Consider the following 25,379-nt stretch of genomic DNA (forward strand, 5'->3'; position numbering starts at 1 on the left):
GGTCACTGCGACGGCGTCGCCGACGGCGAGGCCGACGGCTTGGTCGCGCTGATCACGTCGACGACGAAGTACAGCGTGCTGTTGGCCGGGATCGCGGACTGGGCCTGGCCGCCGTAGCCGAGGACCGGCGGGATCTCCAGCACGACACGGCTGCCGACCTTGACCCCGGTGAGGCCGTACGTCCAGCCCTTGACCACACCGGTGAGGGCGAACTCGGCCGGCTGCTTGGAGTAGGACTCGTCGAACGGCTTCTTGGCGCCGAAGACCTGGCCGAGGTAGTTCACCTTGATCGTGTCCTCAGCTGCGACGGTGGCGCCGGTGCCCTGCTTGAGGGTGGTGCGGAGGAACGGACCGGTGGTCGGGTCGGGCTTGGTCAGGCCCTTGAAGTCGAGCGCGACGGGCTCGGCCTTCTTGGAGATGACGCCCGGAAGCTTGTCGGGGCTGACGTCGGTCGGCGTGGTGACCGCCGGAGCGGTGATGTCGAGGATGACCACCAGCGGGTCGTCGTTGGCGATGCCGAGCTGGGAGTTGCCCTGCGCGCCGACGATGTCGGTGGCGTTGGCCAGCGCGGCGACGCGGGAGCCGATCGTGGCGCCGACCAGCATCTTCTCGAAGACGGGGCTGAGCGACTTGGGGTCGGCGGCGAGCTCCTCGGCGCCACCACCCGTGTAGTCGTTGTAGGCCTCCTTCTGGGTGTAGCCGTCGCCGATCCAGACGTAGGCGTACACGTGGTCGCCCTTCTCGATCTTCTCGCCCTTGCCCGCGACCAGGGTCTTGGTCTCGTCGGTGGTGCCGGCCTTGATGGTCTCCATCTGGCCGTTCCACTTCACCTCGGGCGCGCTGCCGACGTCACCGGTGATGGTGACCGCGTCCCATCCGGCGACGGTCTTGCCGCCGAGGCCTTCGGTGGAGGAGTCGTCGCTGCCGCAGGCGGCGAGCGAGAGGACCAGGACGGGCGCGAGGAGAGCGGCTAGACGCTTGGCACGAAACACGCGGGTCACCCTAACGGGCGATCCTGAGGATTGCCTTCACGGGGCGTGCGTGGCTCACATCGAGTCGATCAACCGCTGCACCCGCTCGTCGTAGGCGCGGAACGGGTCCTTGCAGAGCACGGTGCGTTGGGCCTGGTCGTTCAGCTTCAGGTGCACCCAGTCGACGGTGAAGTCGCGGCGGCGCTCCTGGGCCTTCTTGATGAACTCGCCGCGCAGCCGTGCCCGGGTGTGCTGGGGCGGCAAGGTCTTGGCCTGGAAGATGGCGAGGTCGTTGGTCACCCGGGCGACCGCGCCCTTCTTCTCCAGCAGGTAGTAGAGACCGCGACCGCGGTGGATGTCGTGGTAGGCCAGATCCAGCTGCGCCACCCGCGGGTGCGACAGCGCCAACCCGTGGTGGGCGCGGTAGCGCTCGATCAGCTTCCACTTGATCACCCAGTCGATCTCGCGCTCGACCAGGCTCAGGTCGTCGGACTCGATCGCCTTGAGGCCGCGCTCCCACAGATCCAGGGCGGCCTCGATGGTCGGCGTCGAGATCTGGCGGCGGTCGACGAAGTCACGGGCCTTGGTCAGGTACTCGGACTGGATGTCGAGCGCGCTCGCCTCCCGTCCGTTGGCGAGCCGGACCTTGCGCCGCCCCGTCATGTCGTGGGCGATCTCCCGGATCGCCCGGATCGGGTTCTCCATGGTGAGGTCGCGCATCGGCACGCCCTCCTCGATCATCCGCAGCACCAGGTCGGCCGAGGCCACCTTGAGCATGGTGGTGGTCTCGGACATGTTGGAGTCGCCGACGATCACGTGCAGGCGCCGGTACTTCTCGGCGTCGGCGTGCGGCTCGTCGCGGGTGTTGATGATCGGCCGCGACCGGGTGGTCGCGCTCGAGACCCCTTCCCAGATGTGCTCGGCACGCTGGGAGACGGCGAACGTGGCGCCGCGCGGGGTCTGGGTGATCTTCCCCGCCCCGACCAGCATCTGCCGGGTGACCAGGAACGGGATCAGGATGTCGGCCAACCGGCTGAACTCGCCGTTGCGGCTGACCAGGTAGTTCTCGTGGCAGCCGTAGGAGTTGCCGGCCGAGTCGGTGTTGTTCTTGAACAGGTAGATGTCGCCGGCGATGCCCTCGTCGTGCAGCCGTTGCTCGGCGTCGATCAGCAGACCCTCGAGGGTCCGCTCCCCCGCCTTGTCGTGCGTGACCAGCTCGACGACGTCGTCACACTCGGGGGTCGCGTACTCCGGGTGCGAACCGACGTCGAGGTAGAGCCGGGCACCGTTGCGCAGGAAGACGTTGCTCGAACGTCCCCACGAGACCACCTTGCGGAACAGGTACCGGGCCACCTCGTCGGGGCTGAGCCGGCGTTGACCGCGGAACGTGCACGTGACGCCGTACTCGTTCTCGATTCCGAAGATCCGGCGGTCCATGACTCGACCCTACTGCTGACCCGAGGGCGCCAGAAGGCCTTCCAGCCGGGCTGGAGTGAGCCTGACGAACTTGCGAGGCTGGACGCGGGTGCGATCCAGCACGGCGACCTCGAGGTCGCCGAACGAGATGACGCGGTCCTCGGTCTCGGTGTGCCCGAGCGCGGCGACGGCGAGCTTGAGTGCCGCGCCCAGGTCGAGGCTCTCGGCGTAACGCTCCGTGAGGTACTCCCCGACCACGTCGGCCGCCCCGCCCATCACGGCGAACCGGTGCTCGTCGGCGACCTGACCGTCGTAGGTGAGCCGGTAGAGCTGGTCCTCGGCCGCGGTGTCGCCGATCTCGCCGACGAAGAGCTCGACCTCGTAGGGCTTCTCCGAGCCCGAGGAGAAGATCGTGCCCAGCGTCTGGGCGTAGGCGTTGGCCAGCCCGCGGCCGGTGACGTCGCGTCGGTCGTAGGAGTAGCCCCGCATGTCGGCGAGACGGACGCCGGCGATGCGCAGGTTCTCGAACTCGTTGTAGCGACCGACGGCAGCGAACGCGATCCGGTCGTACAGCTCGGAGACCTTGTGCAGCGCCGCGGAGGGATTCTCGGTGGCGAAGACGATGCCGTCGGCGTACTGCACCGCGACCACGGAGCGTCCGCGCGAGATCCCCTTGCGGGCGAAGTCGGCGCGGTCCTTCATCAGCTGTTCGGGGCTGACGTAGAACGGGGTACCCATCAGAGCTCACCTCCCAGCGCGGCGTGCGGTCCGTCGGGCGAGGTCATCCGGCCGCCGATCACCCGGTCGGCGATCTGGCCGACCGTGACGTCGTCGAGGCGGCGCCCACCCTCGGTGGTGATCACGTGGATCACCGGGAAGATCCGGCGGGTCAGGTCGGGACCACCGGTGGCCGAGTCGTCGTCCGCGGCGTCGTACAGGGCCTGGACGACCGCCTCGAGGGCACCGTCGAGCTCGAGGTCGGGCCGGTAGAGCTTCTTCAACGCGCCCCGGGCGAAGACCGAGCCCGAGCCGACCGAGTGGAAGCTGGTCTCCTCGTAGCGACCGCCGGTGACGTCGTAGGAGAAGATCCGCCCCGCCCCGGTGAGCGGGTCGATCCCGGCGAAGAGCGGCACGACGGCCAGTCCCTGCATCGCCATCGGCAGGTTGCCCCGGATCAGGGCCGCGAGCCGGTTGGCCTTGCCGTCGAGGGAGAGCACGCTGCCCTCGATCTTCTCGTAGTGCTCGAGCTCGACCTGGAAGAGCTTGACCATCTCCACGGCGAGCCCGGCGGCACCGGCGATCCCGACCGCGGAGAACTCGTCGGCAGGGAAGACCTTCTGGATGTCACGCTGCGCGATGACGTTGCCCATCGTCGCCCGGCGGTCACCGGCGAGGATGACACCCCCCGGGAAGGTGACCGCGACGATCGTGGTGCCGTGCGGCGCGAGGTCACCGAGACCGGTGGTGGGCAGGTCGCGCCGGGCCGGCAGGAGGTCAGGTGAGTGCTGGGTCAGGAAGTCGGTGAAGGACGAGGTGCCCGGCGCCATGTAGCTCGCCGGAATCCGAGGGTCGCTCAAGGCTCACTGCCCGCCCTTCTGGATGAAGGACTTCACGAAGTCCTCGGCGTTGGTCTCCAGGACGTCGTCGATCTCGTCGAGGATGTCGTCGACATCCGCGTCCAGGGATTCCTTGTGCTCGCTGACGTCGCTCTCGGGGACGTCCTGGATCTCCTGGTCGTCCGCAGTGGACTTGCCGGTCTGCTTCTGCTCCTGGGCCATGAGCCCAACCTAGCCGGTCGATCCAGTCAGTGCAGCGAACAATTCACTGGCGGAGGTGACCTGTTCCATCAGGGTGCCGACGTGGTTCTTGGTGCCGCGCAACGGGTCGGTGGTCGGGACGCGCTGGAGCGAGTCCCGCTCCGGCAGGTCGAAGATGACGGAGTCCCACGACGCCGCGGCGACCTGGTCGGGGAAGCGGCTCAGGCACTCGCCGCGGAAGTAGGCACGGGTGTCCTCGGGCGGGTGCGCGATCGCGTGCACGATCTCGTCCTCGGCCAGCAGCCGTTCGATCCGACCGGCGGCGGCGAGCCGGTGGTAGAGGCCCTTCTCCGGTCGGATGTCGTGGTACTGGAGATCGACCAGGTGCAGCTTGGCGTCGTCCCAGTCGAGGCCGTCACGGTCGCGGTAGGACTGCAGCAGCTTGTACTTCGCCAGCCAGTCCAGCTCCCCGGCGCACGACATCGGATCGTGCTCGAGCCGGGTGAGCACCGACTCCCAGCGGGCCAGCACGTCGACGGTCTGGGCGTCGGCGTCCACCCCGAACCGGTCCTCGACGAACTTCTTCGCCAGCTCCAGGTACTCCAGCTGCAGCTGGACGGCCGTGAGCCGCCGCCCGTCGGAGAGCTGGAGCAGATGGGTCAGCGACGGGTCGTGGGAGACCGCACGGAGGGCGGCCACCGGCATGTCGACGCTCAGCTCCCGGGTCAGTGCGTCGGCCTCGATCATGGCCAGCACCAGCGACGTCGTCCCGACCTTCAGGTACGTCGACACCTCGGCCAGGTTGGCGTCGCCGATGATCACGTGCAGCCTGCGCCACCGCTCCGGGTCGGCGTGCGGCTCGTCGCGGGTGTTGATGATCGGCCGCTTGAGCGTGGTCTCCAGGCCGACCTCGACCTCGAAGAAGTCAGCGCGCTGGCTGATCTGGAATCCGTGGCCGCGGCCGTCCTGACCGATCCCGACCCGCCCGGCGCCGGTGACGACCTGGCGGCTGACGAAGAACGGGGTCAGGTGCTTCACGATGTTGCCGAACGGGGTCGAGCGGCTCATCAGGTAGTTCTCGTGGGCGCCGTAGGAGGCACCCTTGTTGTCGGTGTTGTTCTTGTACAGCGTGATCTGAGGAGCGCCGGGCAGCTGGCGGGCGAGCTCGGCCGCGCGCAGCATCACCCGCTCCCCCGCCCGGTCGAACTTCACGATGTCGAGCGGGTTGGTCACCTCGGGCGTGGAGTACTCCGGGTGGGCGTGGTCGACGTAGAGCCGGGCACCGTTGGTCAGGATCACGTTCGCCAGGCCGAGGTCCTCGTCGGTGAGCTGGCTGGCGTCGGCGACCTGGCGCGACATGTCGAACCCGCGCGCGTCGCGCAGCGGTGACTCCTCCTCGAAGTCCCACCGGGCGCGACGGGCGTGCATCGCCGTCGCCGCGTAGGAGTTGACCACCTGCGAGGAGGCGACCATCGGGTTGGCCTGCGGCTGACCGACGACCGAGATCCCGTACTCGACCTCGGTGCCCATCACCCGCGAGACGCTCATGGGCCCCAGATCGTGCGGCCGGGCGCCCCACGGTTGAGCTGCGCCTGGTTGTAGCCCTCGGCCTGGGACGTCTCCGCCTCGGCGCTCGCGGTCCGGTCGACGTGGGTCCGACCGCTGCCGCGGCGGTCACGACGCCAGGCGTAGAACAGCACTCCAGCGATGACGACTCCGATGGTTCCCCAGAACATGGTGTCTCCTTCTCTCAGAGGTACTGACCGGTCGACGACGCGGTCTCGATCGAGCGGCCGGGCTCGGTGCCCTGCTTGCCGGTGATGAGGGTCCGGATGAAGACGATCCGCTCACCCTTCTTGCCCGAGATCCGCGCCCAGTCGTCGGGGTTGGTCGTGTTGGGCAGGTCCTCGTTCTCCTTGAACTCGTCGACGCAGGCCTGCAGCAGGTGCGAGACCCGCAGGCCCTTCTGCTGGAGCTCGAGGAAGTCCTTGATCGCCATCTTCTTCGCGCGGTCGACGATGTTCTGGATCATCGCGCCGGAGTTGAAGTCCTTGAAGTACAGGATCTCCTTGTCCCCGTTGGCGTAGGTCACCTCGAGGAACCGGTTCTCGTCGGTCTCGGTGTACATCCGCTCGACCGTCGCCCGGATCATCCCGGCGACACAGGCCTGCCGGTCCCCGCCGAACTCGGCGAGGTCGTCGACGTGGAGGGGCAGCGAGGCCGTGAGGTACTTGCTGAAGATGTCGCGGGCACCCTCGGCGTCGGGGCGCTCGATCTTGATCTTCACGTCGAGACGGCCGGGCCGCAGGATCGCCGGGTCGATCATGTCCTCACGGTTGGAGGCACCGATCACGAGCACGTTCTCCAGCAGCTCGACCCCGTCGATCTCGGCGAGGAGCTGCGGCACGATCGTGTTCTCCACGTCTGAGGAGACGCCGGTGCCACGGGTGCGGAAGAGCGACTCCATCTCGTCGAAGAAGACGATCACGGGCGTCCCGGACGAGGCCTTCTCCCGCGCCCGCTGGAAGACCAGCCGGATGTGGCGCTCGGTCTCGCCGACGTACTTGTTGAGCAGCTCGGGGCCCTTGATGTTGAGGAAGTAGGACTTCCCCTCGGCGCCCGTGCGGGCGGCGACCTTCTTGGCCAGCGAGTTCGCCACCGCCTTCGCGATCAGCGTCTTCCCGCACCCGGGAGGACCGTAGAGCAGGATCCCCTTCGGCGGCCGCAGCTCGTGCTCGGTGAAGAGATCCGGGTGCAGGTAGGGCAGCTCGACCGCGTCCTGGATCATCTCGATCTGGTTGCCCAGACCGCCGATCGAGGCGTAGTCGATGTCGGGGACCTCCTCGAGGACGAGCTCCTCGACCTCCGACTTCGGCACCTTCTCGTAGGCGTAGCCCGTGCGCGAGTCGATCAGCACCGAGTCGCCGGCCCGCAGGGTCTCGGCGAGCAGCGGGTCGGAGAGTCGGACCACCCGCTCCTCATCGGCGTTCGCGATGACCAGGGCCCGTTCGCCGTCGGCGAGGAGCTCCTTGAGCATCACCACCTCGCCGACCCGTTCGAAGGCCAGGGCCGTGACGGCGTTCATCGCTTCGTTGAGCAGGACCTCCTGGCCCTTCTCCAAGGTGTCGAGGTCCACGCTCGGTGAGACCGTCACGCGCAGCTTGCGGCCACCGCTGACGATGTCGATGGTGCCGTCGTCGTTGAGCTCCAGGACCGTGCCGAAGCCGGACGGCGGCTGGGCGAGCCGGTCGACCTCTTCCTTGAGCTTGATGATCTGGTCGCGGGCCTCGCGCAGCGTGCCGGCCAGCCGTTCGTTCTGCGAGGTGACCGTCGCCAGGGAGCGTTGCGCATCGGCGAGACGCAGCTCGAGACCGCGTTCACGCCCGGGCCCCTCAGGCCCGCTGAAGTCTCGGGGACCGCCCGGTCCGTCTGTTGCCGACATCTCGACCACCTCCTGTGCGCCGCGTCCACTGCGCTTTGACCCTACCCGCCTGGAGGTTGAAGGGAAGGAGGGTTCAGCTGCGTTTTGTCACGATGTGGACACGGCGGAGGTGAAGGCGGTCACTCCGCGTCGTCGGACTCAGGCACCTCGAACGCCGGGATGTCGGCGGGGCGGGGGCCGGTGTAGTCGGGGCCGTAGGCTCCCGGCGCCGGCCGGCGGGTCTTGCGCAGTGCGCTGGCGCCGGGCGCCAGGCGCCGTGCGGTCACCAGGAAGGCGGTGTGCCCGATCATCTTGTGACCGGGACGGACGGCGAGGCCCTCGACGTGCCAGTCACGGACCAGGGACTCCCAGGCGCCGGGTTCGGTGAACCCGCCGTGCACCCGGACGGTCTCGACGAAACGGGACAGCTGGGTGGTGGTGGCGACGTAGGCGCAGAGGATGCCGCCCGGCCGCAGCGCGTCCGCGGCCGCGTCGACGCACTCCCACGGCGCGAGCATGTCGAGGATGACGCGGTCGGCCCGCGCGCTGGAGGCGGGGAGCTCCTCGGCGAGGTCACCGAGCGTGAGCGACCAGGTCGGCGGCTCGGCGCCGAAGAACTGGGTGACGTTCTTGCGGGCGACGTCGGCGAACTCCTCGCGCCGCTCGAACGAGCGCAACGTGCCGTAGGGGCCGATCGCCCGCAGCAGCGAACAGGTGAGTGCGCCCGAGCCGACGCCGGCCTCGACCACGTCGGCTCCGGGGAAGATGTCGGCCATCGCGATGATCTGCGCGGAGTCCTTGGGGTAGATGACGGCGGCGCCGCGCGGCATCGAGACGACGAACTCGCTGAGCAGCGGCCGGAAGACCAGGTACTCACCGCCCGACGTCGAGGCGAGCGTGAAGCCCTCCTCGCGGCCGATCAGGTCGTCGTGGTCGATCGAGCCCTTGTTGGAGAAGAACTTCTTGCCCGCGACCAGAGCGAAGTTGTGCCGGCGACCCTTGGCGTCGGTGAGGCGGACCCACTCGCCCTCGCGCAGGGGACCTCGGTGGACTCCCGACCATGCGTCGGAGGGGACGTCGGTGGTGGCGCCGGATGCGTCGTCAGTGAGGTCAGCCATAGCCCGAGGAGCCTATCCACGGACCCCGCGGAAGGCGGCATCGACGTCGGCGGTGGTCAGCACGCCGTACACCGACCCGTCGGTGTCGATCAGGAGGTACTCCGCGGCCGGCATTCGGGTCAAGGCGCCGATCAGCTCCTCGCCAGCGATGTCGGCGGGCAGGGCGAGGCCGGGGACGATCGTCCGCGCTACGGACGAGGTCGGCACCCAGGGTCGGCGGTCGACCGGGGTGGCGACCAGAGCGCTCTCGTTGACCACCCCGTCGGGGCGTCCGTCGCGGCTGAGGGTCACGATGCTCCCGGCCCCGGCCTCCTGCGCGCGTCGGATGGCCTCGGCCAGGGGAAGGTCGTCCGGGACCTGGACCGTGCGGCGGGCGAGGGACCGACCGGCCAGGGCGGGGAGCCGGGCCCGGACCTGGGCCACGTTGATCGCCGCACTCGCTCCACCCCAGAGGAACACCGCGAGGATGACGGCGACGACGTAGTCGACGACGGTCACGTCCCAGACCAGCACGTACTGGGCGAACGCCGGCCAGAGCAGCGCGAGCCCGGCGACACCGCGGCCGACCCAGCCGGCGATGATCGATCCCCGGTGGACGTCGCGGGTCAGGCCCCAGATGCCCGCCTTGAGCACCCGTCCCCCGTCCAGGGGCAGGCCCGGGATCAGGTTGAGCACGCCGACGAGCAGGTTGGCGCCGGCGATCCCCTCCACGGCCATCAGGATCAGACCCGTCGGACCGAGCTGGTGGAGCGCGAGTCCGACCGCGCCGATCCCGAGCGAGGTGACCGGACCCACCACCGCGATCCAGAACTCCTCGCGCGGGCGGCGCGCCTCCCCCTCGATCTCGGTGAAGCCACCGAGGAAGTGCAACGTGATGGAGCTGACCGGGTAGCCGTAGTGCCGGGCCATCGCCGCGTGGGCGGCCTCGTGCAGCAGCACCGAGCCGTAGAGGATGACGGCGAACGCCAGCCCGGCGACGTACTTCCAGGGGCCGAGGCCGGGGGTGACCTGCTCGACCCGCGGTGCCATCAGGACGGCGATCATCCCCGCGACCAGGAACCAGGAGCTGGAGACCAGCACATCGGCGCCGGCCAAGCTCCCCAGCCGGATCGTCCCCGGCGGTTGAGGACGCTGGTTCTGGGACGGCGCGGGCACGCTTCGAGCCTACCCGGATGTGTCAGACCGGCCGTCTAGGGTGGAGCCATGGTCACCTCCCCGGCGGAAGCACTCGCGACGCCGGTGGACGGGGTGAACGTGCTCGGCTCGCTCTCCCCCAGCCGCGCCGGGGACTTCCTGGCCTGCCCGTTGCTGTACCGCTTCCGCAGCATCGACCGACTTCCTGAGCCAACGTCGCCGGCCGCCGTGCGGGGCACCCTGGTGCACCGGGTGCTGGAGCAGCTCTTCGACCTGCCGGCCGAGGATCGCCGCCCCGAACGCGCCGAGCTGATGCTGGGCCCGGCCTGGGCCGAGCTGATCGCGGCCGATCCCGCTCTGGAGGACCTCTTCGACGACGAGGAGGATCCCGAAGCCTTCACCCGGTGGCTCGGGGAGAGCCGACGTGCGCTCACGACCTACTTCCAGCTCGAGGACCCCCGCCGGCTGGAGCCGGTCGAGCGGGAGCTCTACGTCGAGACGGTGCTGGACTCCAAGCTGCTGCTGCGCGGGTTCGTCGACCGGCTCGACATCGCCCCGACCGGCGAGATCCGCGTCGTGGACTACAAGACCGGCCGCAGTCCCGGTGAGGGTTTCGAGGCCAAGGCCTTCTTCCAGCTGCGGATCTACGCGCTGGCACTGTGGCGGACCCGCGGCGTGGTGCCGCGGCGGTTGCAGCTGGTCTACCTCGGCAGCGGCGACGTGCTGCACTACGACCCGAGCGAGGACGAGCTGCTCGCCACCGAGCGCAAGGTCGACGCGATCTGGGCGGCGATCCGGGCCGCCGAGACGTCCGGTCAGTGGCTCCCGCGGAAGTCGCGGCTGTGCAGCTGGTGCAACTTCCAGGCGCTCTGCCCCGAGTACGGCGGCACGCCGCCGCCGCTCCCCGGTCAGGCCGACTGAGCCTCGCGCTCCTCGAGGCGGTCCAGCAGCAGCGCTGCGAGCGCCTCCAGGCGGATGTCGGTGGTGTCGGTCGCGTCCTCGGCGGCACCGTCGAGCGCCCGGGCGGCGAGGCCGGCCTTGGAGTCGATCAGGCCGGCGATCCTGGCGTCGAGGGTCTGGGCCGCGATGATCCGCCAGGCGGTCACGGGAGCGGTCTGCCCGATCCGGTGCACCCGGTCGATCGCCTGGGTCTGCTCGGCGTCGGTCCAGGAGAGCTCGGCGAGGACGACGTCGGACGCGACCTGCAGGTTGACCCCGACCCCCGCGGCCGAGAGCGAGCAGACGATCACCTGCACGTTCTCGTCGTTGGTGAACGAGTCGATCGCCTTCTGGCGCGCGGTCGCCGACTGGCCGCCACGGATCTCGGTCCACGTGATCCCTCGTTGGTCCAGGACCGAGCCCACCGTGTCCATCACGTCGAGGTGCTTGGCGAACAGGACGACCTTGCCGGCGCTGCGAGCGAGCTGCGCGGCGTAGTCGGCGGCGAGGCCCGCCTTCGCCTGACCGATCCGACGCACCATCGCGAAGACGTTCTCCCCCGTCGACTCCTCGGAGTCGGAGAGCTCCCAGCCGGCGACCCGCTGGACCAGGTCGTGGTCGATGCCGTCGGGCATCGCGGACGGGCCCCGGTGCTCCACCCGGGCGGCGATCGCGGAGTCGTAGCGGTTGACCATGCGGAGCGCGAGCTCGCGCTCGGCGGACCGGATCGACCGGGCGGCGGCGTCGTCGAGCTCGACCGGGAGGTCCGCGATCCGGCGGGCCGGGATGTCGGAGGCGACGTCGACCTTGCGACGCCGGACGATGCCCATCTCGATCACGGCCTGGCGCGCGGCCGCGTAGAAGCCGAAGTCGGCCGGAGTGAGCCCCGTCTCCTCGAGGCGCGCCATCAGCATCGGCCGCGGCCTGGTCTCGTCGATCCAGCCGAGCATCTGCCAGATGGTGAGGAAGTCCTCGACGTCGTTGATCAGCGGGGTGCCGGTCAGGGCCATGACGAGCGGGGCCGACGTCCGCTGCCGGATCCGGTCGGCCAGCTCGAGGACGTACTGGGACCGTTGTGAGGTCTTGTTCTTGATGAAGTGGGCCTCGTCCACGACCATTCCGCGGAACCCGTGGTCCCCGATCCAGCCGAGGTGACGGTCGAGGATCTCGTAGTTGAGGATGATGATGTCGGCGTAGCCGTCGACGTCGTCGCCGTTGCCACGCACGATGCTCACCGTCTTCGACGGCGTCCACCGAGCGGCCTCGCGCGCCCAGTTGGTCTTCACCACGTTCGGCACGATCACGAGCAGCGGATAGGCATTGGCTGCCTGCGCCGCAAGCAGCGCCTGGGCGGTCTTCCCGAGACCCGGTTCGTCGGCGAGGAGGACCGTGCGGAGGCCGCCGGCCACGGCGTTGAGCAGCCGTGACTGGTGGTCCATCAGCTCGATGCCCGGGGGGAGGAGCATCGTGGTGCGGGGGTCGGGAAGCGTCATGCAGGAGGTCACACCCGGGTTGGGGTGCTCGAACGAGCTCAGCATCGGCCCGATCAGGTCCCAGCCGACCAGGCGTCGCTCGGCCGGCCGCGGCACGGGCTCGACGAACGTCGGGGTCATGAAGGGATTGGCCAACCGGGCCTGCTGCACCGACTGAGGCACGACCTGGCTCTGGAGTCGTTCCGGTGCCACTGCCGGCGTTGCCGGGGGCTCCTCCTCGACCTCGATCCCACCGGCCCGCTCGATCTCCCGCTTGAGCCGCATGGCGCTGGCCGGGACCGGGACTGCCGGGTCGAGCAGCATCAGGAGCGACGGCGCCAGGGCGGCCGTCTGCGCGAGGATCGAGGCGACGCCGTCGAGTCGGCGCAGGGCATTGGCCCGTAGCGCCTCGCTCAGGTCGGCGTCCGAGTTGAGTCGGGCGCGCTCCTCGCGCACGACCAGCGCGACCGCCTGGAAGCGGTCGCTGTCGGGGCGCCCGGCCTGGGCGTCGTTCTGGAGCCGACGTGCCGCCTTCGCGAGGACCGGCGTGATGCCGGAGTTGTCGTCCTTCCGGCGCTCCGCGGCGGCGCTCCGAGGTCGGCGGGATCGCTCCCGGGACCGTTCAGCCAATGGGGGAACTCCTCAATCTGGGTCGTGGACCACTCCTATTGTCGCTCCCGTGCCGCTCACGGCTCCACCGGGGCTCAGATGAGGAGGTTTCCCAACCCCGCCGGGGTGAGTCCTTCGAGCGTCGCCAACGGGATCCGACGCGGGCTCAGGGCCAACGGGACGTGGTTCTCCACCGCGATCACGGTGCAGCCCGCCGCTTCGGCCGAGGAGGCTCCGGTGTTGGAGTCCTCGATCGCGATGCACCGCTCGGGGTCGACGCCCAGGGCGGCGGCTCCCGCCAGGTACGGCTCCGGGTGCGGCTTGCCGTGGGTCACCCGGTCACCGGTGATGATGGCGTCGAAGGTGCCCCGCGGCAGCCGGTCGATGATCGGGAACGCGAAGACCTCCCACGACATCGTGACGAGCGCGCAGGGCACGCCGGCGTCGTTGAGGGACTCCAGCAGGTCGAGCGCCCCGGGCATCCACGGCAGCTCGTTGTTCAGCACCTCGCCGACGACCCGGCTGTGCAGCAGGTCGACCACCTCGAGCGGGGACAGGTCCAGACCCCACCGCTTCGCGATGTACTCCCCCGAGGTCAGGAGCGGGTTGCCGACGAGGGCGAGAGCGTCCTCGGTGGTCCACTCGGTGCCGAACTCGCGAGCCAGCTGGTGCTCGGCAGCCATCCAGGCCGGCTCGGTGTCGACAAGGGTGCCGTCCATGTCCCACAGGACGGCGGCGGGGAGTCCGTTGGTCACGGCAGGTGAGCCTAGGGCCGGGTGGGGCGGCCCTCGGCATCGTGGAGCCAACCTGGCGAATCCCTTCTCATATCGGCAATTGTGCCGATAACTTGGCGCCGTGAAGATGAAGCGATCCGCAGCGCGCACCTCCTACGACTACATCGTGGTCGGGGCCGGATCGGGCGGCGCTGCCGTTGCGGCCCGGTTGTCGGAGAACCCGTCGGTCACCGTCCTGCTGATCGAGGCCGGCGGCTCGGACCGGCGGCTCGACACCCGCGCCCCGGCTGCGTACGGCGCTCAGTTCCACACCAAGGGCGACTGGGACTACTACACCGAGCCCGAGCCGGCTGCGGGCGGGCGACGCATCTACCTGCCGCGCGCCAAGGTGCTGGGCGGCTGCAGCGCGATGAACGCCATGCTCTGGGTCCGAGGAAGCGACCTCGACTACGACGGGTGGAACCTCGACGGCTGGGGCTGGAAGGACGTCGAGCCGGTCTTCCAGCGGATGGAGAACCACTTCCTTTCCGACGGCAGGCACGGCCGGGTCGGGCCGATGCGGGTCAACCGGATCGACACCCCCGACGCGGTCTCGGTCGCCTTCGTCGAAGCAGCGGCCAACGCCGGCATCGTGCGCAACGACGATCTGAGTGGTCCCGATCTCGACGGGGTCGCGCTCGCCCCGACGACGACGGTGGCCGGGCGACGGTGGAGCACGGCTCGCGGGTACGTGGACGTGGCGGTGAAGCGGCCGAACTTCGACCTGCTCACGAAGACGTTGGTCAGCCGGGTCGTGATCGAGGGCGGTCGCGCCGTCGGGGTCGAGGTCGTCGAACGAGGTGCCAAGCGCACGATCACCGTGACCGGTGAGGTCGTGCTGAGCGCCGGCGCGTTCAACACCCCCCAGATCCTCCAGCTCTCCGGCATCGGGGACGCCAGCCATCTCGCGAGTCTTCAGATCGGTTCCGTGGTGGACAACCCGGAAGTGGGCGCCCACCTCAAGGAGCATCCGTTCAGCTTCGTGAACTACGAGCTCAAGGACCCGTGGAAGGGTCTCTTCGGGGCCGAGAAGAATCCTTTGAACCTGGTCAAGTGGCTGGCGAAGGGCACGGGGCCGCTCGCCAGCAACGTCGCCGAGGCGATCGCCCACGTCCGGACCGAGGAAGGACTCGACGCACCTGACATGCAGCTCGTCTTCGCCCCGGCCTTCGTGTGGGACAACGGCGACGGGACGCACGACAAGCCGGCGATGACCATCTGCCAGTCGTACTGGCAACCGAAGAGCACGGGCTACGTCCGGATCAGCAGCGCCGATCCCACCCAGGCGCCCGAGATCCTGATGAACATGCTGGCCGACCGCTCCGACGTCGAGGCGTTGATGCGAGGGATCGAGATCAGTCGGAAGATCGCTCGGACCGCGCCCTACGACCGGATGCTGTCGGTCGAGATCAACCCAGGGCCCGACGTCCGGACCCCCGAACAGCTCGAACGCTACGTCCGCGAGACGACCCTGCACACCTACCACCCGGCCTGCACCGCGCGGATGGGCGCGGTCGTCGACGAGCGACTCAAGGTGATCGGGGTCGAGGGGATCCGGGTCGCCGACACCAGCGCCCTGCCCGAGATCACCCGCGGAAACACCAACGCCCCGGCGATTCTGATCGGCGAACGCTGCGCCGACTTCATCGCCGAGGACGCGGTGGCGGTCTGACCGGCCCCCGGGACAGTCCCCGGATCAGTCCTCGGGGTCGTAGCCGAGGTTGGGGCTGAGCCAGCGCTCGGCCTCGGCCACGGTCCAGCCCTTGCGCTCGGCGTAGTCGGCGATCTGGTCACGCCCGAGCCGACCGACGACGAAGTACTGGGCGTCGGGGTGCCCGTAGTAGACGCCGGAGACCGACGCTCCGGGCCACATCGCCATCGACTCGGTGAGCTCGATCCCGGTCTCGGCCTCGACGTCGAGCAGCTCCCAGATGGTCCGCTTCTCGGTGTGGTCCGGGCACGCCGGATAGCCCGGAGCGGGCCGGATGCCGGCGTACCTCTCGGCGATCAGGTCCTCGTTGTTGAGCCACCCCTCGCCGCCCTCGCCGGCGGCGTACCCCCAGAACTCGGTGCGGACGCGCTGGTGCAGGCGCTCGGCGAACGCCTCGGCGAGCCGGTCGGCGAGCGCCTCGATCAGGATCGCGTTGTAGTCGTCGAGGGCCGCCTTGAACTCGGCGACCTTCTCCGGCAGCCCGATCCCGGCGGTGACCGCGAAGGCGCCGATGTGGTCGGCCGCTCCGCCGATCGGCGCGACGAAGTCGGCGAGCGACTTGTTCGGTACGCCGTCGCGGTGCTCCCCCTGCTGGCGCAGGGCGTGCAGCACCGCACGTCGGTCGGTCCGCGAGTCGTCGGTGAAGACGGCGATGTCCTCGCCGGTGCTGTTGGCCGGGAACAGCCCGTAGACACCGCGCGCCTCGAGCCAGTGCTCGTCGATGATCCGGTCGAGCATCGCCTGGGCGTCCTCGAACAGCTTGCTCGCAGCCTCCCCGCTGATCGGGTGGTGCAGGATCTCGGGGAACTTCCCCTTCATCTCCCACGCGTTGAAGAACGGCTGCCAGTCGATGTACTCCCGCAGCTCGCTGATCGGGTAGTCCAGCAGCGTGTGTGCGCCGGGCCGTGCGGGCGCCACCGGCACGGTGCTGAAGTCGACCGTGGGCCGGTTCGCGCTGGCCGCCTCGAAGCTCAGCTGCGGCCGATCCGACTTCTGCGAGTGACGAGCGCGGAGGGCGTCGTAGTCGAGCTTCACCTCGGCCATCAGGTCGTCCCGCTTGGTCGGGTGGAGCAGGGCCGCCGCCGTGGGCACCGACCGTGAGGCGTCCTTCACCCAGACCACCGGGCCGTCGTAGGCGCGGTCGATCTTCACCGCGGTGTGGGCACGGCTGGTGGTGGCCCCGCCGATCAGCAGCGGCGTGGTCGAGCCGAGCCGCTGCAGCTCGCCGGCGAAGGTGACCATCTCGTCCAGGCTGGGTGTGATCAGCCCGGACAGGCCGATGATGTCCGCGTCGTGCTCCGCCGCGGCGTCCAGGATCTTCTGGGCCGGCACCATCACGCCGAGGTCGATGACCTCGTAGTTGTTGCACTGCAGCACGACGCCGACGATGTTCTTGCCGATGTCGTGCACGTCGCCCTTGACCGTCGCCATCACGATCGTGCCGTTGGTGCTCGCGCCGGCCAGCTCCGGGTTGGCTGCCTTCTCCGCCTCGATGAACGGGATCAGGTAGGCGACCGCCTTCTTCATCACGCGGGCGCTCTTGACCACCTGGGGCAGGAACATCTTCCCCGCGCCGAACAGGTCACCGACGACGTTCATCCCGTCCATCAACGGGCCCTCGATGACCTCGATCGGGCGACGTCCGTCAGCGGCGAGGGTCGCCCGGAGCTCCTCGGTGTCAGCCTCGACGAACTGGTCGAGCCCCTTCACGAGTGCGTGCGTGATCCGCTCCGCGACCGGCAGCTCCCGCCAATCGTCGGCCTTGGTCTCGGCCTGCTCGCCGGATCCGCGGTGCTGCTCGGCCAGGACGAGGAGGCGCTCGGTCGCCGCGACGGAGTCAGGGGTGCGGTTGAGCACCACGTCCTCGATCGCCTCACGAAGCTCGGCGTCGATCTCGGTGTAGGGAACCAGGGCACCGGCGTTGACGATGCCCATGTCCAGGCCGGCCTCGATGGCGTGGAAGAGGAAGACCGCATGGATCGCCTCCCGGACCGGGTTGTTGCCGCGGAACGAGAAGCTGACGTTCGAGATCCCGCCGGAGACCTTCGCCCCCGGCAGGTTCTGCTTGATCCAGCGGGTGGCCTCGATGAAGTCGATGCCGTAGGTGGCGTGCTCCTCGATGCCGGTCGCGACGGCGAAGACGTTCGGGTCGAAGATGATGTCGGCGGGATCGAAGCCGACCCGGTCGACCAGCGTCCGGTAGGCGCGTTCGCAGATCTGCTTGCGGCGCTCGAGGTTGTCGGCCTGGCCGTCCTCGTCGAAGGCCATCACGACCGCGGCGGCGCCGTACTTGCGGCACAGCCGCGCCTGCTCGACGAACTTCTCCTCGCCCTCCTTGAGCGAGATCGAGTTCACGATCGGCTTGCCCTGGACGTTGCGCAGCCCGGCTTCGATCACCTCCCACTTGGAGGAGTCGATCATCACCGGGACGCGGCTGATGTCGGGCTCGGAGGCGATCAGCTTGAGGAAGCGGTCCATCGCGGCGACACCGTCGATCATCCCCTCGTCCATGTTGACGTCGATCACCTGGGCGCCGGCCTCGACCTGCTGGGAGGCGACCTGGAGGGCGGTGTCGTAGTCGCCGTCCTTGATCAGGTTGCGGAACTTGGCCGAGCCGGTGATGTTCGTCCGCTCACCGACGTTGACGAACAGCGTGTCGTCATCGATCCGGAACGGCTCGAGTCCGGAGAGCCGCATGCCGGGCGCGGTCGTGCTGGGCTCGCGCGGGGGCAGGGCGGCGACGGTCGCGGCGATCTCGGCGATGTGGGCCGGGGTCGTGCCGCAACAGCCACCCACGATGTTGACGTAGCCGCTGGTCGCGAAGTCGTGCAGGTGGGCGGCCGTGTCGGCCGGCACCTCGTCGTACTCGCCGAACGCGTTGGGCAGGCCCGCGTTCGGGTAGCAGGAGATGAAGGTGTCGGCCACCCGCGCCATCTCGGCGATGTAGGGACGCATCTCCTTGGCGCCGAGCGCGCAGTTGAGGCCGGCCGCGATCGGGTTGATGTGCCGGATGGAGTCCCAGAAGGCCTCGGTCACCTGACCCGACAGGGTCCGCCCTGAGGCATCGGTGATGGTGCCCGAGATGATCACCGGCCAGCGACGACCGGTCTCCTCGAAGAGCGTCTCGACGGCGAAGATCGCCGCCTTCGCGTTGAGGGTGTCGAAGATCGTCTCGATGATCAGGAGGTCGCTGCCCCCGTCGACCAGGCCGCGGGCGGCGTCCAGGTAGGCGGCGACCAGCTCGGCGTAGGAGACGTTCCGAGCCGCGGGGTCGTTGACGTCCGGGCTGATCGAGGCGGTCCGCGTCGTCGGCCCGAGCGCCCCGGCGACGTACCGCGGGTGATCGGTGGTGGCGAACTCGTCGGCGCAGGTCCGCGCCAGCCGGGCGGAGGCGAAGTTGAGCTCGTAGGACAGGTCGGCGAGGTCGTAGTCGGCCAGCGAGACGGCGTTGGCGTTGAACGTGTTGGTCTCGATGATGTCCGCGCCGGCGGCCAGGTACTCCCGGTGGATCCCGCCGATGATGTCCGGTCGGGTCAGCGTGAGCAGGTCGTTGTTGCCGATCAGGTCCGTGCCGTGTTCGGCGAACCGCTCGCCGCGGTATCCGGCCTCGTCGGGACGGTCACGCTGGATCGCGGTTCCCATCGCGCCGTCGATCACCATGATCCGCTGCCGCAGGGTGGTCGTCAGTTCCGAGGTCGTATCGGGACGCCAGGTCTGCGGTGCGTCTGCCATGCCAGTTCCTTCCAGGGTGCGGAAGGCGTCCTTGCTCCGCCGTTGCGGCGTACCGAGCGTGGCGGGCTGCGTGCCCGTTGCAACGCCCCTCGGCCCGCTAAGACTACGGCATCGTGCGCGTCGCTCGCGGCAGTGCCCACGGTTCGGATGTCTCCCCGACTAGGCTGAAGAAGTGATCGAGATCGAGGAGTCCGTGCTCGCCGAGGGAGCTCTGGTCAACCCGCTGGTGATTGCCGCGTTCGAGGGCTGGAACGACGCCGCTGACGCTTCGTCCGGGGTGATCGACCACCTGATGAAGGTGTGGGGCGCCCGCGTCGTCGGGGAGGTCGATCCGGAGGACTACTACGACTTCCAGGTCAACCGGCCGCACGTCGGAACCGACGCCGCCGGCATGCGGACGATCACCTGGCCGACCACCCGGATCGCGGTGGCCTCTCCCCCGGAGCTCGACCGCGACGTCATCCTGATCCGCGGCCTGGAGCCGTCGATGCGCTGGCGTCAGTTCTCCGCCGAGCTGATCGACGTGATCGACGCCCTCGGCGGCACGCTCGTGGTCACCCTCGGCGCCCTGCTGGCCGACTCGCCGCACACCCGACCGATCCCGGTCTCCGGCACGTCGACCGAACCGGACCTGGTCGACCGGCTCAACCTCGAGGTCTCCTCCTACGAGGGCCCGACGGGGATCGTCGGGGTGTTCCAGGACGCCTGCGTCAACGAGGACCTGCCCGCGGTCTCCTACTGGGCCGCGGTGCCGCACTACGTGGCCCAGCCGCCGTGCCCCAAGGCGACCCTGGCGCTGGTGCACCGGATCGAGGAGCTGCTCGAGGTACCGATCCCGCTGGGCGAGCTCCCCGATGACGCCCGGGCGTGGGAGCGCGGCGTCGACGAGCTCGCCGAGGACGACGAGGACATCGCCGAGTACGTGCGCTCCCTCGAGGAGTCCCGCGACACCGCCGAGCTGCCGGAGGCGAGCGGTGAGGCGATCGCCCGCGAGTTCGAGCGGTACCTCAAGCGGCGCCAGGACGAGGGCTGAGCCGACCCGCCTGAGTCGACCGCCTGAGTCGACCGGCTCGGCCGGCGGTCAGAGCTTCAGGCCCAGGGCGGCGTCGAGCAGGTCGCGGATCGTGCCCGCGGCGTTCGGGTCGCTGGTCTCGGCCAGCCCGTCCTTGCCCAGCGTGGCGTCGACCCACTCCTGCACCAGCTCCAGGGCGGAGGGTGCGTCCAGGTCGGTCGCCAGGACGTCGAGCACGTCCTCCAGGACGGGAGCAGCTGGGGCACCGGCGCCCAGGGCGAGCGCCTTGCGCCACTCGTCGAGGGTGTCGAAGGCCGCGTTGAGCTCCGCCGTCGTCCACTCCCAGTCGGAGCGGTAGTGGTGGCGCAGCAGCACCAGACGGATCGCCATCGGGTCGATGTCGCTGTTGCGCAGCGAGGAGACGAAGACCAGGTTGCCCTTCGACTTCGACATCTTCTCGCCGTCGTAGGCGACCATCCCGGCGTGGGCGTAGACCTGCGCGAACGGGGTGCCCGGGACGGCTACCTGGGCGTGGCCGGCACACATCTCGTGGTGCGGGAAGACCAGGTCGGAGCCGCCTCCCTGCACGTCGAAACCACCGCCGAGGTGCTCCATCGCGATCGCGGCACACTCGATGTGCCACCCCGGTCGACCACGACCGAACGGCGACTCCCAGGACGGTTCGCCGGGACGCTCGCCACGCCACACGACGCAGTCCAGCGGGTCCTTCTTGCCGGGACGATCCGGGTCACCGCCCCGCTCCGGGAAGACCGCGAGCATCTCCGTGCGCGAGAGGTGGGACTCCTCGCCGAAGGCCGGGTCGCTCGTCACGGAGAAGTAGAGGTCGTCCTCGACGCGGTAGATCGAGCCGGCGTCCATCAGCCGCTGGATCAGTGCGATCACCAGCGGGATCGACTCGACGGCACCGGTGTAGTGCGCCGGCGGGAGCACGCGGAGCGCGGCCATGTCCTCGCGGAAGAGCTCGGTCTCCCGCAGCGCGAGGTCGACCCAGTCGATGCCGACCTTCGTCGCGCGCTCGAGCAGCGGGTCGTCGACGTCGGTCACGTTCTGGGCGTAGACGACCTCATGGCCGGCGTTGCGCCAGGCGCGGTGGAGCAGGTCGAAGCCGACGTACGTCGCCGCGTGACCCATGTGGGTGGCGTCGTAGGGCGTGATGCCGCAGACGTAGAGCCGCGCGGTCCGACCGTCGGCGGGGACCACCGGGACGAGTCCACCCGTCGCCGTGTCGTGCAGCGCCACCTCGGGCGCTGCGATCGGCAGGGCGGGAAGGTCAGGGGCACTCCACGGCTGCATGCCCGCAGTCTACGGGCGAGCCTCGCGGCTAGAACGGAGGCCAGGGAATCGCGGGCCAGCCCTCCCCCGGACGCGGGAACGTGCCCGCGCCGAGGAGTGCGTCGACCCGACGGATGAGGGCCTCGAGGTCCGGAGTCGTCAGCCAGAATCCGAGCTCGTCGCCGAGGTCGCCGTCGAGCCGTGCCCGCAGGGTGCGGACGTCTCGGACCTCCTCATCGGTCAGCGGCGTGCCGGCCCAGCCCCAGAGCACCGTGCGGAGCTTGGGCTGGTGGTGGAAGGCGATCCCGTGGTCGATACCGAAACGTCCGCCACCGGGTCCCTCGAGGATGTGGCCGCCCTTGCGGTCGGCGTTGTTGATGATGATGTCGAGGAGCGCGATCCGGCGGAGCGCCTCGCTGTCCTCGTGCACCAGCGTGACCGGCCGGTCCTCCCCGTCCACGCCGTCGAAGACGCTGAGGTAGCCCGGGGGAACCTCCCCGGCCGGGACGATCGTGACCGCTTCCTGGCTCGGGTCGGAGTCGACCCAGTGCTGCACCATGCCCTCGCCGTGGGGGCCGTCGGTGATCCAGGTCGGCGGGATGAGGTGCCACCCGATCGCCTCGGAGACCAGGAAGGCGGCGTACTCGCGGTAGGCGAGCTTCCCGTCCGGGAAGTCCCACAGCGGCTGCTCTCCCCGGATCGGCTTGTAGACCACCGGGACCTGCTCCTCGCCCAACGTGGCGTAGAAGGTGTGGTTGGAGGCACCCCGCACCCGGCCGTGGATCACCAGGTCCTCGCTACGGGTCACGGCGCCGGAATCCGTTGGCGCGAGGACACAGGTGTCCCTGCGGGTCGATCGGACCGCCGCAGAAGGGGCAGGCCGGCCGGCCGGCGCCGACGACCCGCAACGCCCGCTGCGCGAAGGCCCGTGCCTGGGCGGCCGGCAGGCGGACGACGAGCAGCTCCTCCGGGGTCCCGGCTTCCTCGCCCGCGGTGGCGTCGTCGCCGTCGGTCACCGAGTCGTCGAACGGGTAGATCTCGATCACGATCCGCTCGTCCTCCGGTTCCCACGACAGCGTCATGGTGCCGGCCCTGAACTCCTCGACGATCGGTTGCTCGAGGGGCGCGTTGTCGACCAAGCCGAGAGCCGTCATCGCCGCATCGGTGGTGGCGCTGCCCGCGACCTCGTCCAGGAGCGCGTCGACGCGTTCGGCCAGGAGGGCCACCTGCTGCTTCTCGAGGGAGACGGTGACCAGGCGCCGCCCTTCGCGTGCCTGCAGGAAGAAGGTGCGGGCGCCGGGCTCGCCGACGGTCCCGGAGACGAATCGCTCCGGCGGGTCGAAGCCGTGCACCAGGGTCATGCGATCGCCTCGGCAGCCTGCTCGGGACCAGCGCCGCCGCCGACCGCGGCGTCCTCACCGTGCGGACGAGTCCGAGGTGCAGCCAACCAGGTGAGGTCGCCCTCGTGGGTGTTCGTGGCCAGGACGGTCGGTCGTGCCTCGCCGTAGCGGATGACGGAGACGGAGGCCGGGTCGACGTGCAACCGTTGGAACAGGTCGAGGTGCATGCCGAGGGCATCGGCGAGGACCGCCTTGATCACGTCGCCGTGACTGACCGCGACCCAGATCGCGTCGGAGCCGTGCTCGGCGGCGACCGCGGCGTCGTGGCTCCGGATCGCGGCGACAGCGCGCGACTGCATGGCGATCATGGACTCGCCGCCGGGGAAGGTCGCCGCCGAGGGCTGGCGCTGCACGACCTTCCAGATCGGCTCCCGCGCGAGCTCGGCGAGGGGCCGTCCCTGCCAGTCACCGTAGTCACACTCGCTCAGGCCCTTCTCGATCCGCAGGCGCGGGGCGCTCCCCCGGGCGGCACGAGCTGCCCGACGGATGCTGTCGGCCGTCTGCTTGCACCGGTCCATCGGGCTGGAGACGACCTGGACGACCGGAACCGCGGCGATCCGTTCGGCGGTGCGTCCCGCTTGGCCGACGCCGACCTCGTCGAGATCGACTCCGGGAAGGCGACCGGCGAGCAGGCCGGAAGCGTTGGCGCTCGTCCGACCGTGTCGCACGAGGATGACGATGGCCATGGCAGCCAGCCTAGCCAGGCGTGTCCGGGTCGCGCCTGCACCGGTCCGGCGCCCGGCGTCGGTAGCGTGAGCACGTGATCGTCGACATCGCCCTGTACCGCGGTGGCCGCCGCGTCGAGACGAACTGCGCGGCCCACGACTACGAGGCGATCCGAGCCCTGGCGACCGAACCCGGTGACTTCGTCTGGCTCGGGCTCTACGCCCCCAGTCACACCGAGCTCGCCGGCGTCGCCGAGGCGTTCGACCTGCATCCGCTCGCGGTCGAGGACGCGGTCGTGGCCCACCAACGGCCGAAGCTGGAGCGGTACGACGAGAGCCTCTTCCTGGTGCTGAAGACCCTCTGGTACGTCGACGCCGACGACCAGGTCGAGACCGGCGAGATCAACATCTTCGCGGGACACGACTTCCTGATCACCGTGCGGCACGGTCGCGGCGTGCGACTCGACCAGGCACGTCGGGCCCTGGAGGCGGACCCGGAGCGGCTCTCCCAGGGCCCGTCGGCCGGCCTCTGGGCGGTGTCCGACGTCGTGGTCGACACCTACCTCGCGGTGCTGAACGAGCTCCAGACCGATGTCGAGGAGGTCGAGACCTCGGTCTTCTCCGACGCTCGGACCAGCGACTCGGCCCGGATCTACACCCTCAAGCGCGAGCTGGCCGAGGTGCGCCGCGCCATCCACCCGCTGCGCGACCCGATCCGACGCTTCGTCGTCGGTGAGGTCTCGCACGTCGACCCGGACATCCAGCCGTTCTTCCGCGACGTCCTCGACCACCTGGTACAGGCGGGCGACCTCGCCGACCAGCTGGAGTCGATGCTCTCCTCGGCCTTCGAGGCGCACCTGGCCCAGATCTCGCTCCAGCAGAACGACGACATGCGTCGGATCTCCGCCGGTGCCGCACTGATCGTCGTGCCGACGTTCATCGCCGGAGTGTTCGGGATGAACTTCGCGTCCATGCCGTTCCTGGACTGGCGGATCGGCTTCTGGCTGTCGCTGGCCATGATGGGCATGTCGGTCGCCGGGCTGTGGTGGTTCTTCCGCCGGGCCGGTTGGTTCTGACCGGCCGCACCTGGGTCAGGTGGCGGTGATGGTGTTGGTCAGCAGCAGCACGATGATCACGCCGCCGAGCGCCAACCGGTACGGCACGAAGGCGACGATCGAGTGCCCGCTGACGAACTTGAGCAGCCAGGCGATGGTGGCGTAGGCGACCACGAACGCCGTGACCGTCCCCGTCAGGGTGACGCCGAGGCTGATCCCCGAGCCGGGGATGTCCTTGAGCTCGTACAGGCCGGCCGCCACGAGGGCCGGGATCGAGAGGAAGAAGCTCAGCCGGGTCGCCGTGACCCGGTCCAGGTTGAGCAGCAGGCCGGTGGAGATGGTCGCACCGGAGCGCGAGACGCCGGGGATCAGCGCGATGCACTGGGCGAGGCCGATGATGATGGCGTCGCGCATCGTCATCTTCTTCAGGCTGCGGTCCTGCCGACCGACGCGCTCGGCCAGCACCATCACGCCGCTCCAGACGATCAGTCCTGCGGCGACCCACCACATCGAGCGGAGCGGTCCGGAGATGAGGTCCTTGGCGGCGAAGCCGATGATCCCGATCGGGATCGAGCCGACGATGACGTACCAGCCCATCCGGTGGTCGATCGTGCCGCGCTTCTCCGCGTGCACCAGGCCGGAGAACCAGCCGACGATGATGTTGCGGATGTCGCGCGCGAAGTACACGATCACCGCGGCGATCGCGCCCATCTGGATCACGGCGGTGAAGGCGGTGACTCCGTCGTCGTCGATGGGCAGGCCCATCGCCTTGGCTGCGATCGTGATGTGGCCGGTGCTGGAGATCGGGAGGAACTCCGTCAGACCCTCGACGACTCCCAGGATCACGGCTTCGAGGTAGTTCACGCGCCGAAGCCTACGGGCGTGGCGTGATCATTTCCGG

General features: G+C 69.6%; 22 protein-coding genes and 1 riboswitch. Of the genes, 4 read left to right on the forward strand and 18 right to left on the reverse strand.

The features are described from left to right. Positions 1–2 precede the first annotated feature (2 nt). From ACZ5J1_RS07275 to ACZ5J1_RS07320, 10 genes are all read right to left on the reverse strand, one after another. The gene (locus ACZ5J1_RS07275) at positions 3–992 is read right to left on the reverse strand and encodes an FKBP-type peptidyl-prolyl cis-trans isomerase (RefSeq protein ID WP_464563900.1); all 990 of its coding nucleotides are present in this window, start codon (positions 990–992) and stop codon (positions 3–5) included. 54 nt (positions 993–1,046) lie between these two features. Further along, the gene (gene pafA / locus ACZ5J1_RS07280) at positions 1,047–2,408 is read right to left on the reverse strand and encodes a Pup--protein ligase (protein WP_464563902.1); all 1,362 of its coding nucleotides are present in this window, start codon (positions 2,406–2,408) and stop codon (positions 1,047–1,049) included. 9 nt (positions 2,409–2,417) lie between these two features. Continuing rightward, complete coding sequence (gene prcA, locus ACZ5J1_RS07285) at positions 2,418–3,125, reverse strand: proteasome subunit alpha (RefSeq protein WP_464563903.1); 708 nt, start codon at positions 3,123–3,125, stop codon at positions 2,418–2,420. Further along, positions 3,125–3,964, reverse strand: coding sequence for a proteasome subunit beta (gene prcB / locus ACZ5J1_RS07290; protein WP_464563905.1), 840 nt, complete (start codon positions 3,962–3,964; stop codon positions 3,125–3,127). Before prcB ends, prcA begins: the two co-directional genes overlap by 1 nt. 3 nt (positions 3,965–3,967) lie before the next feature. Next, a complete protein-coding gene (locus ACZ5J1_RS07295) occupies positions 3,968–4,165 on the reverse strand; it encodes a ubiquitin-like protein Pup (RefSeq protein ID WP_464563907.1) in 198 nt (65 codons plus the stop codon). A gap of 9 nt (positions 4,166–4,174) precedes the next feature. After that, positions 4,175–5,692 (reverse strand): depupylase/deamidase Dop, encoded by a 1,518-nt coding sequence (gene dop / locus ACZ5J1_RS07300; protein WP_464563909.1) that lies wholly within the window; start codon positions 5,690–5,692, stop codon positions 4,175–4,177. Continuing rightward, complete coding sequence (locus ACZ5J1_RS07305; RefSeq protein ID WP_464563911.1) at positions 5,689–5,880, reverse strand: hypothetical protein; 192 nt, start codon at positions 5,878–5,880, stop codon at positions 5,689–5,691. The genes dop and ACZ5J1_RS07305 overlap by 4 nt, the downstream gene beginning before the upstream one ends. A 14-nt stretch (positions 5,881–5,894) precedes the next feature. Beyond that, the gene (gene arc / locus ACZ5J1_RS07310; protein WP_464563913.1) at positions 5,895–7,586 is read right to left on the reverse strand and encodes a proteasome ATPase; all 1,692 of its coding nucleotides are present in this window, start codon (positions 7,584–7,586) and stop codon (positions 5,895–5,897) included. Between the two features lie 119 nt (positions 7,587–7,705). Further along, complete coding sequence (locus ACZ5J1_RS07315; protein WP_464563914.1) at positions 7,706–8,683, reverse strand: tRNA (adenine-N1)-methyltransferase; 978 nt, start codon at positions 8,681–8,683, stop codon at positions 7,706–7,708. Positions 8,684–8,695: 12 nt separating this feature from the next. Then, on the reverse strand, positions 8,696–9,838 hold the full coding sequence (locus ACZ5J1_RS07320; protein WP_464563916.1) for a site-2 protease family protein: 1,143 nt from the start codon (positions 9,836–9,838) through the stop codon (positions 8,696–8,698). A gap of 48 nt (positions 9,839–9,886) precedes the next feature. On the opposite strand from ACZ5J1_RS07320, the gene ACZ5J1_RS07325 reads away from it, so the two are divergent. Further along, complete coding sequence (locus ACZ5J1_RS07325) at positions 9,887–10,738, forward strand: RecB family exonuclease (protein WP_464563918.1); 852 nt, start codon at positions 9,887–9,889, stop codon at positions 10,736–10,738. Here ACZ5J1_RS07325 and ACZ5J1_RS07330 read toward each other — a convergent pair. Both ACZ5J1_RS07330 and ACZ5J1_RS07335 read right to left on the reverse strand, forming a co-directional pair. Then, positions 10,726–12,858: a DEAD/DEAH box helicase gene (locus tag ACZ5J1_RS07330; protein WP_464563920.1), complete on the reverse strand. Its 2,133-nt coding sequence runs from the start codon at positions 12,856–12,858 to the stop codon at positions 10,726–10,728. The two genes, ACZ5J1_RS07325 and ACZ5J1_RS07330, sit on opposite strands and share 13 nt — an antisense overlap. A 74-nt stretch (positions 12,859–12,932) precedes the next feature. Next, positions 12,933–13,592 carry an HAD family hydrolase gene (locus ACZ5J1_RS07335; protein ID WP_464563922.1) on the reverse strand — a complete coding sequence of 220 codons (660 nt, stop codon included), beginning with the start codon at positions 13,590–13,592 and terminating at the stop codon, positions 12,933–12,935. Between the two features lie 106 nt (positions 13,593–13,698). Between ACZ5J1_RS07335 and ACZ5J1_RS07340 the strand changes: the two genes are divergently transcribed. After that, the gene (locus ACZ5J1_RS07340) at positions 13,699–15,282 is read left to right on the forward strand and encodes a GMC family oxidoreductase (RefSeq protein WP_464564736.1); all 1,584 of its coding nucleotides are present in this window, start codon (positions 13,699–13,701) and stop codon (positions 15,280–15,282) included. Between the two features lie 24 nt (positions 15,283–15,306). On the opposite strand, the gene metH is transcribed toward ACZ5J1_RS07340, so the two are convergent. After that, a complete protein-coding gene (gene metH, locus ACZ5J1_RS07345; RefSeq protein ID WP_464563924.1) occupies positions 15,307–19,053 on the reverse strand; it encodes a methionine synthase in 3,747 nt (1,248 codons plus the stop codon). Positions 19,054–19,090: 37 nt separating this feature from the next. After that, a riboswitch (S-adenosyl-L-homocysteine riboswitch) is annotated at positions 19,091–19,149 on the reverse strand. A 76-nt stretch (positions 19,150–19,225) separates the two neighbouring features. Between metH and ACZ5J1_RS07350 the strand changes: the two genes are divergently transcribed. Beyond that, positions 19,226–20,086 carry a PAC2 family protein gene (locus ACZ5J1_RS07350; protein ID WP_464563926.1) on the forward strand — a complete coding sequence of 287 codons (861 nt, stop codon included), beginning with the start codon at positions 19,226–19,228 and terminating at the stop codon, positions 20,084–20,086. Positions 20,087–20,134: 48 nt separating this feature from the next. Here the strand turns inward: ACZ5J1_RS07350 and mshC are convergent, their stop codons facing one another. Genes mshC through ACZ5J1_RS07370 form a run of 4 tightly spaced genes read right to left on the reverse strand, consistent with a single transcriptional unit; the run spans position 20,135 to position 23,444 of the window. After that, positions 20,135–21,379, reverse strand: a complete 1,245-nt coding sequence (gene mshC / locus ACZ5J1_RS07355) for a cysteine--1-D-myo-inosityl 2-amino-2-deoxy-alpha-D-glucopyranoside ligase (protein WP_464563928.1) — start codon at positions 21,377–21,379, stop codon at positions 20,135–20,137. Between the two features lie 28 nt (positions 21,380–21,407). Further along, the gene (locus tag ACZ5J1_RS07360) at positions 21,408–22,166 is read right to left on the reverse strand and encodes an SCO1664 family protein (RefSeq protein ID WP_464563929.1); all 759 of its coding nucleotides are present in this window, start codon (positions 22,164–22,166) and stop codon (positions 21,408–21,410) included. Continuing rightward, a complete protein-coding gene (locus tag ACZ5J1_RS07365; RefSeq protein WP_464563930.1) occupies positions 22,156–22,719 on the reverse strand; it encodes a DUF3090 family protein in 564 nt (187 codons plus the stop codon). The genes ACZ5J1_RS07360 and ACZ5J1_RS07365 overlap by 11 nt, the downstream gene beginning before the upstream one ends. Next, complete coding sequence (locus ACZ5J1_RS07370) at positions 22,716–23,444, reverse strand: MSMEG_4193 family putative phosphomutase (RefSeq protein WP_464563932.1); 729 nt, start codon at positions 23,442–23,444, stop codon at positions 22,716–22,718. Before ACZ5J1_RS07370 ends, ACZ5J1_RS07365 begins: the two co-directional genes overlap by 4 nt. Before the next feature lie 74 nt (positions 23,445–23,518). Here ACZ5J1_RS07370 and ACZ5J1_RS07375 point away from each other — a divergent pair, with 74 nt between their 5' ends. Continuing rightward, complete coding sequence (locus tag ACZ5J1_RS07375) at positions 23,519–24,499, forward strand: magnesium and cobalt transport protein CorA (protein WP_464563933.1); 981 nt, start codon at positions 23,519–23,521, stop codon at positions 24,497–24,499. 15 nt (positions 24,500–24,514) lie between these two features. Here the strand turns inward: ACZ5J1_RS07375 and ACZ5J1_RS07380 are convergent, their stop codons facing one another. Continuing rightward, the gene (locus ACZ5J1_RS07380; RefSeq protein WP_464563935.1) at positions 24,515–25,342 is read right to left on the reverse strand and encodes an undecaprenyl-diphosphate phosphatase; all 828 of its coding nucleotides are present in this window, start codon (positions 25,340–25,342) and stop codon (positions 24,515–24,517) included. Positions 25,343–25,379 lie beyond the last annotated feature (37 nt).

The sequence above is a fragment of the Nocardioides sp. JCM 18999 genome (genome assembly GCF_055391175.1).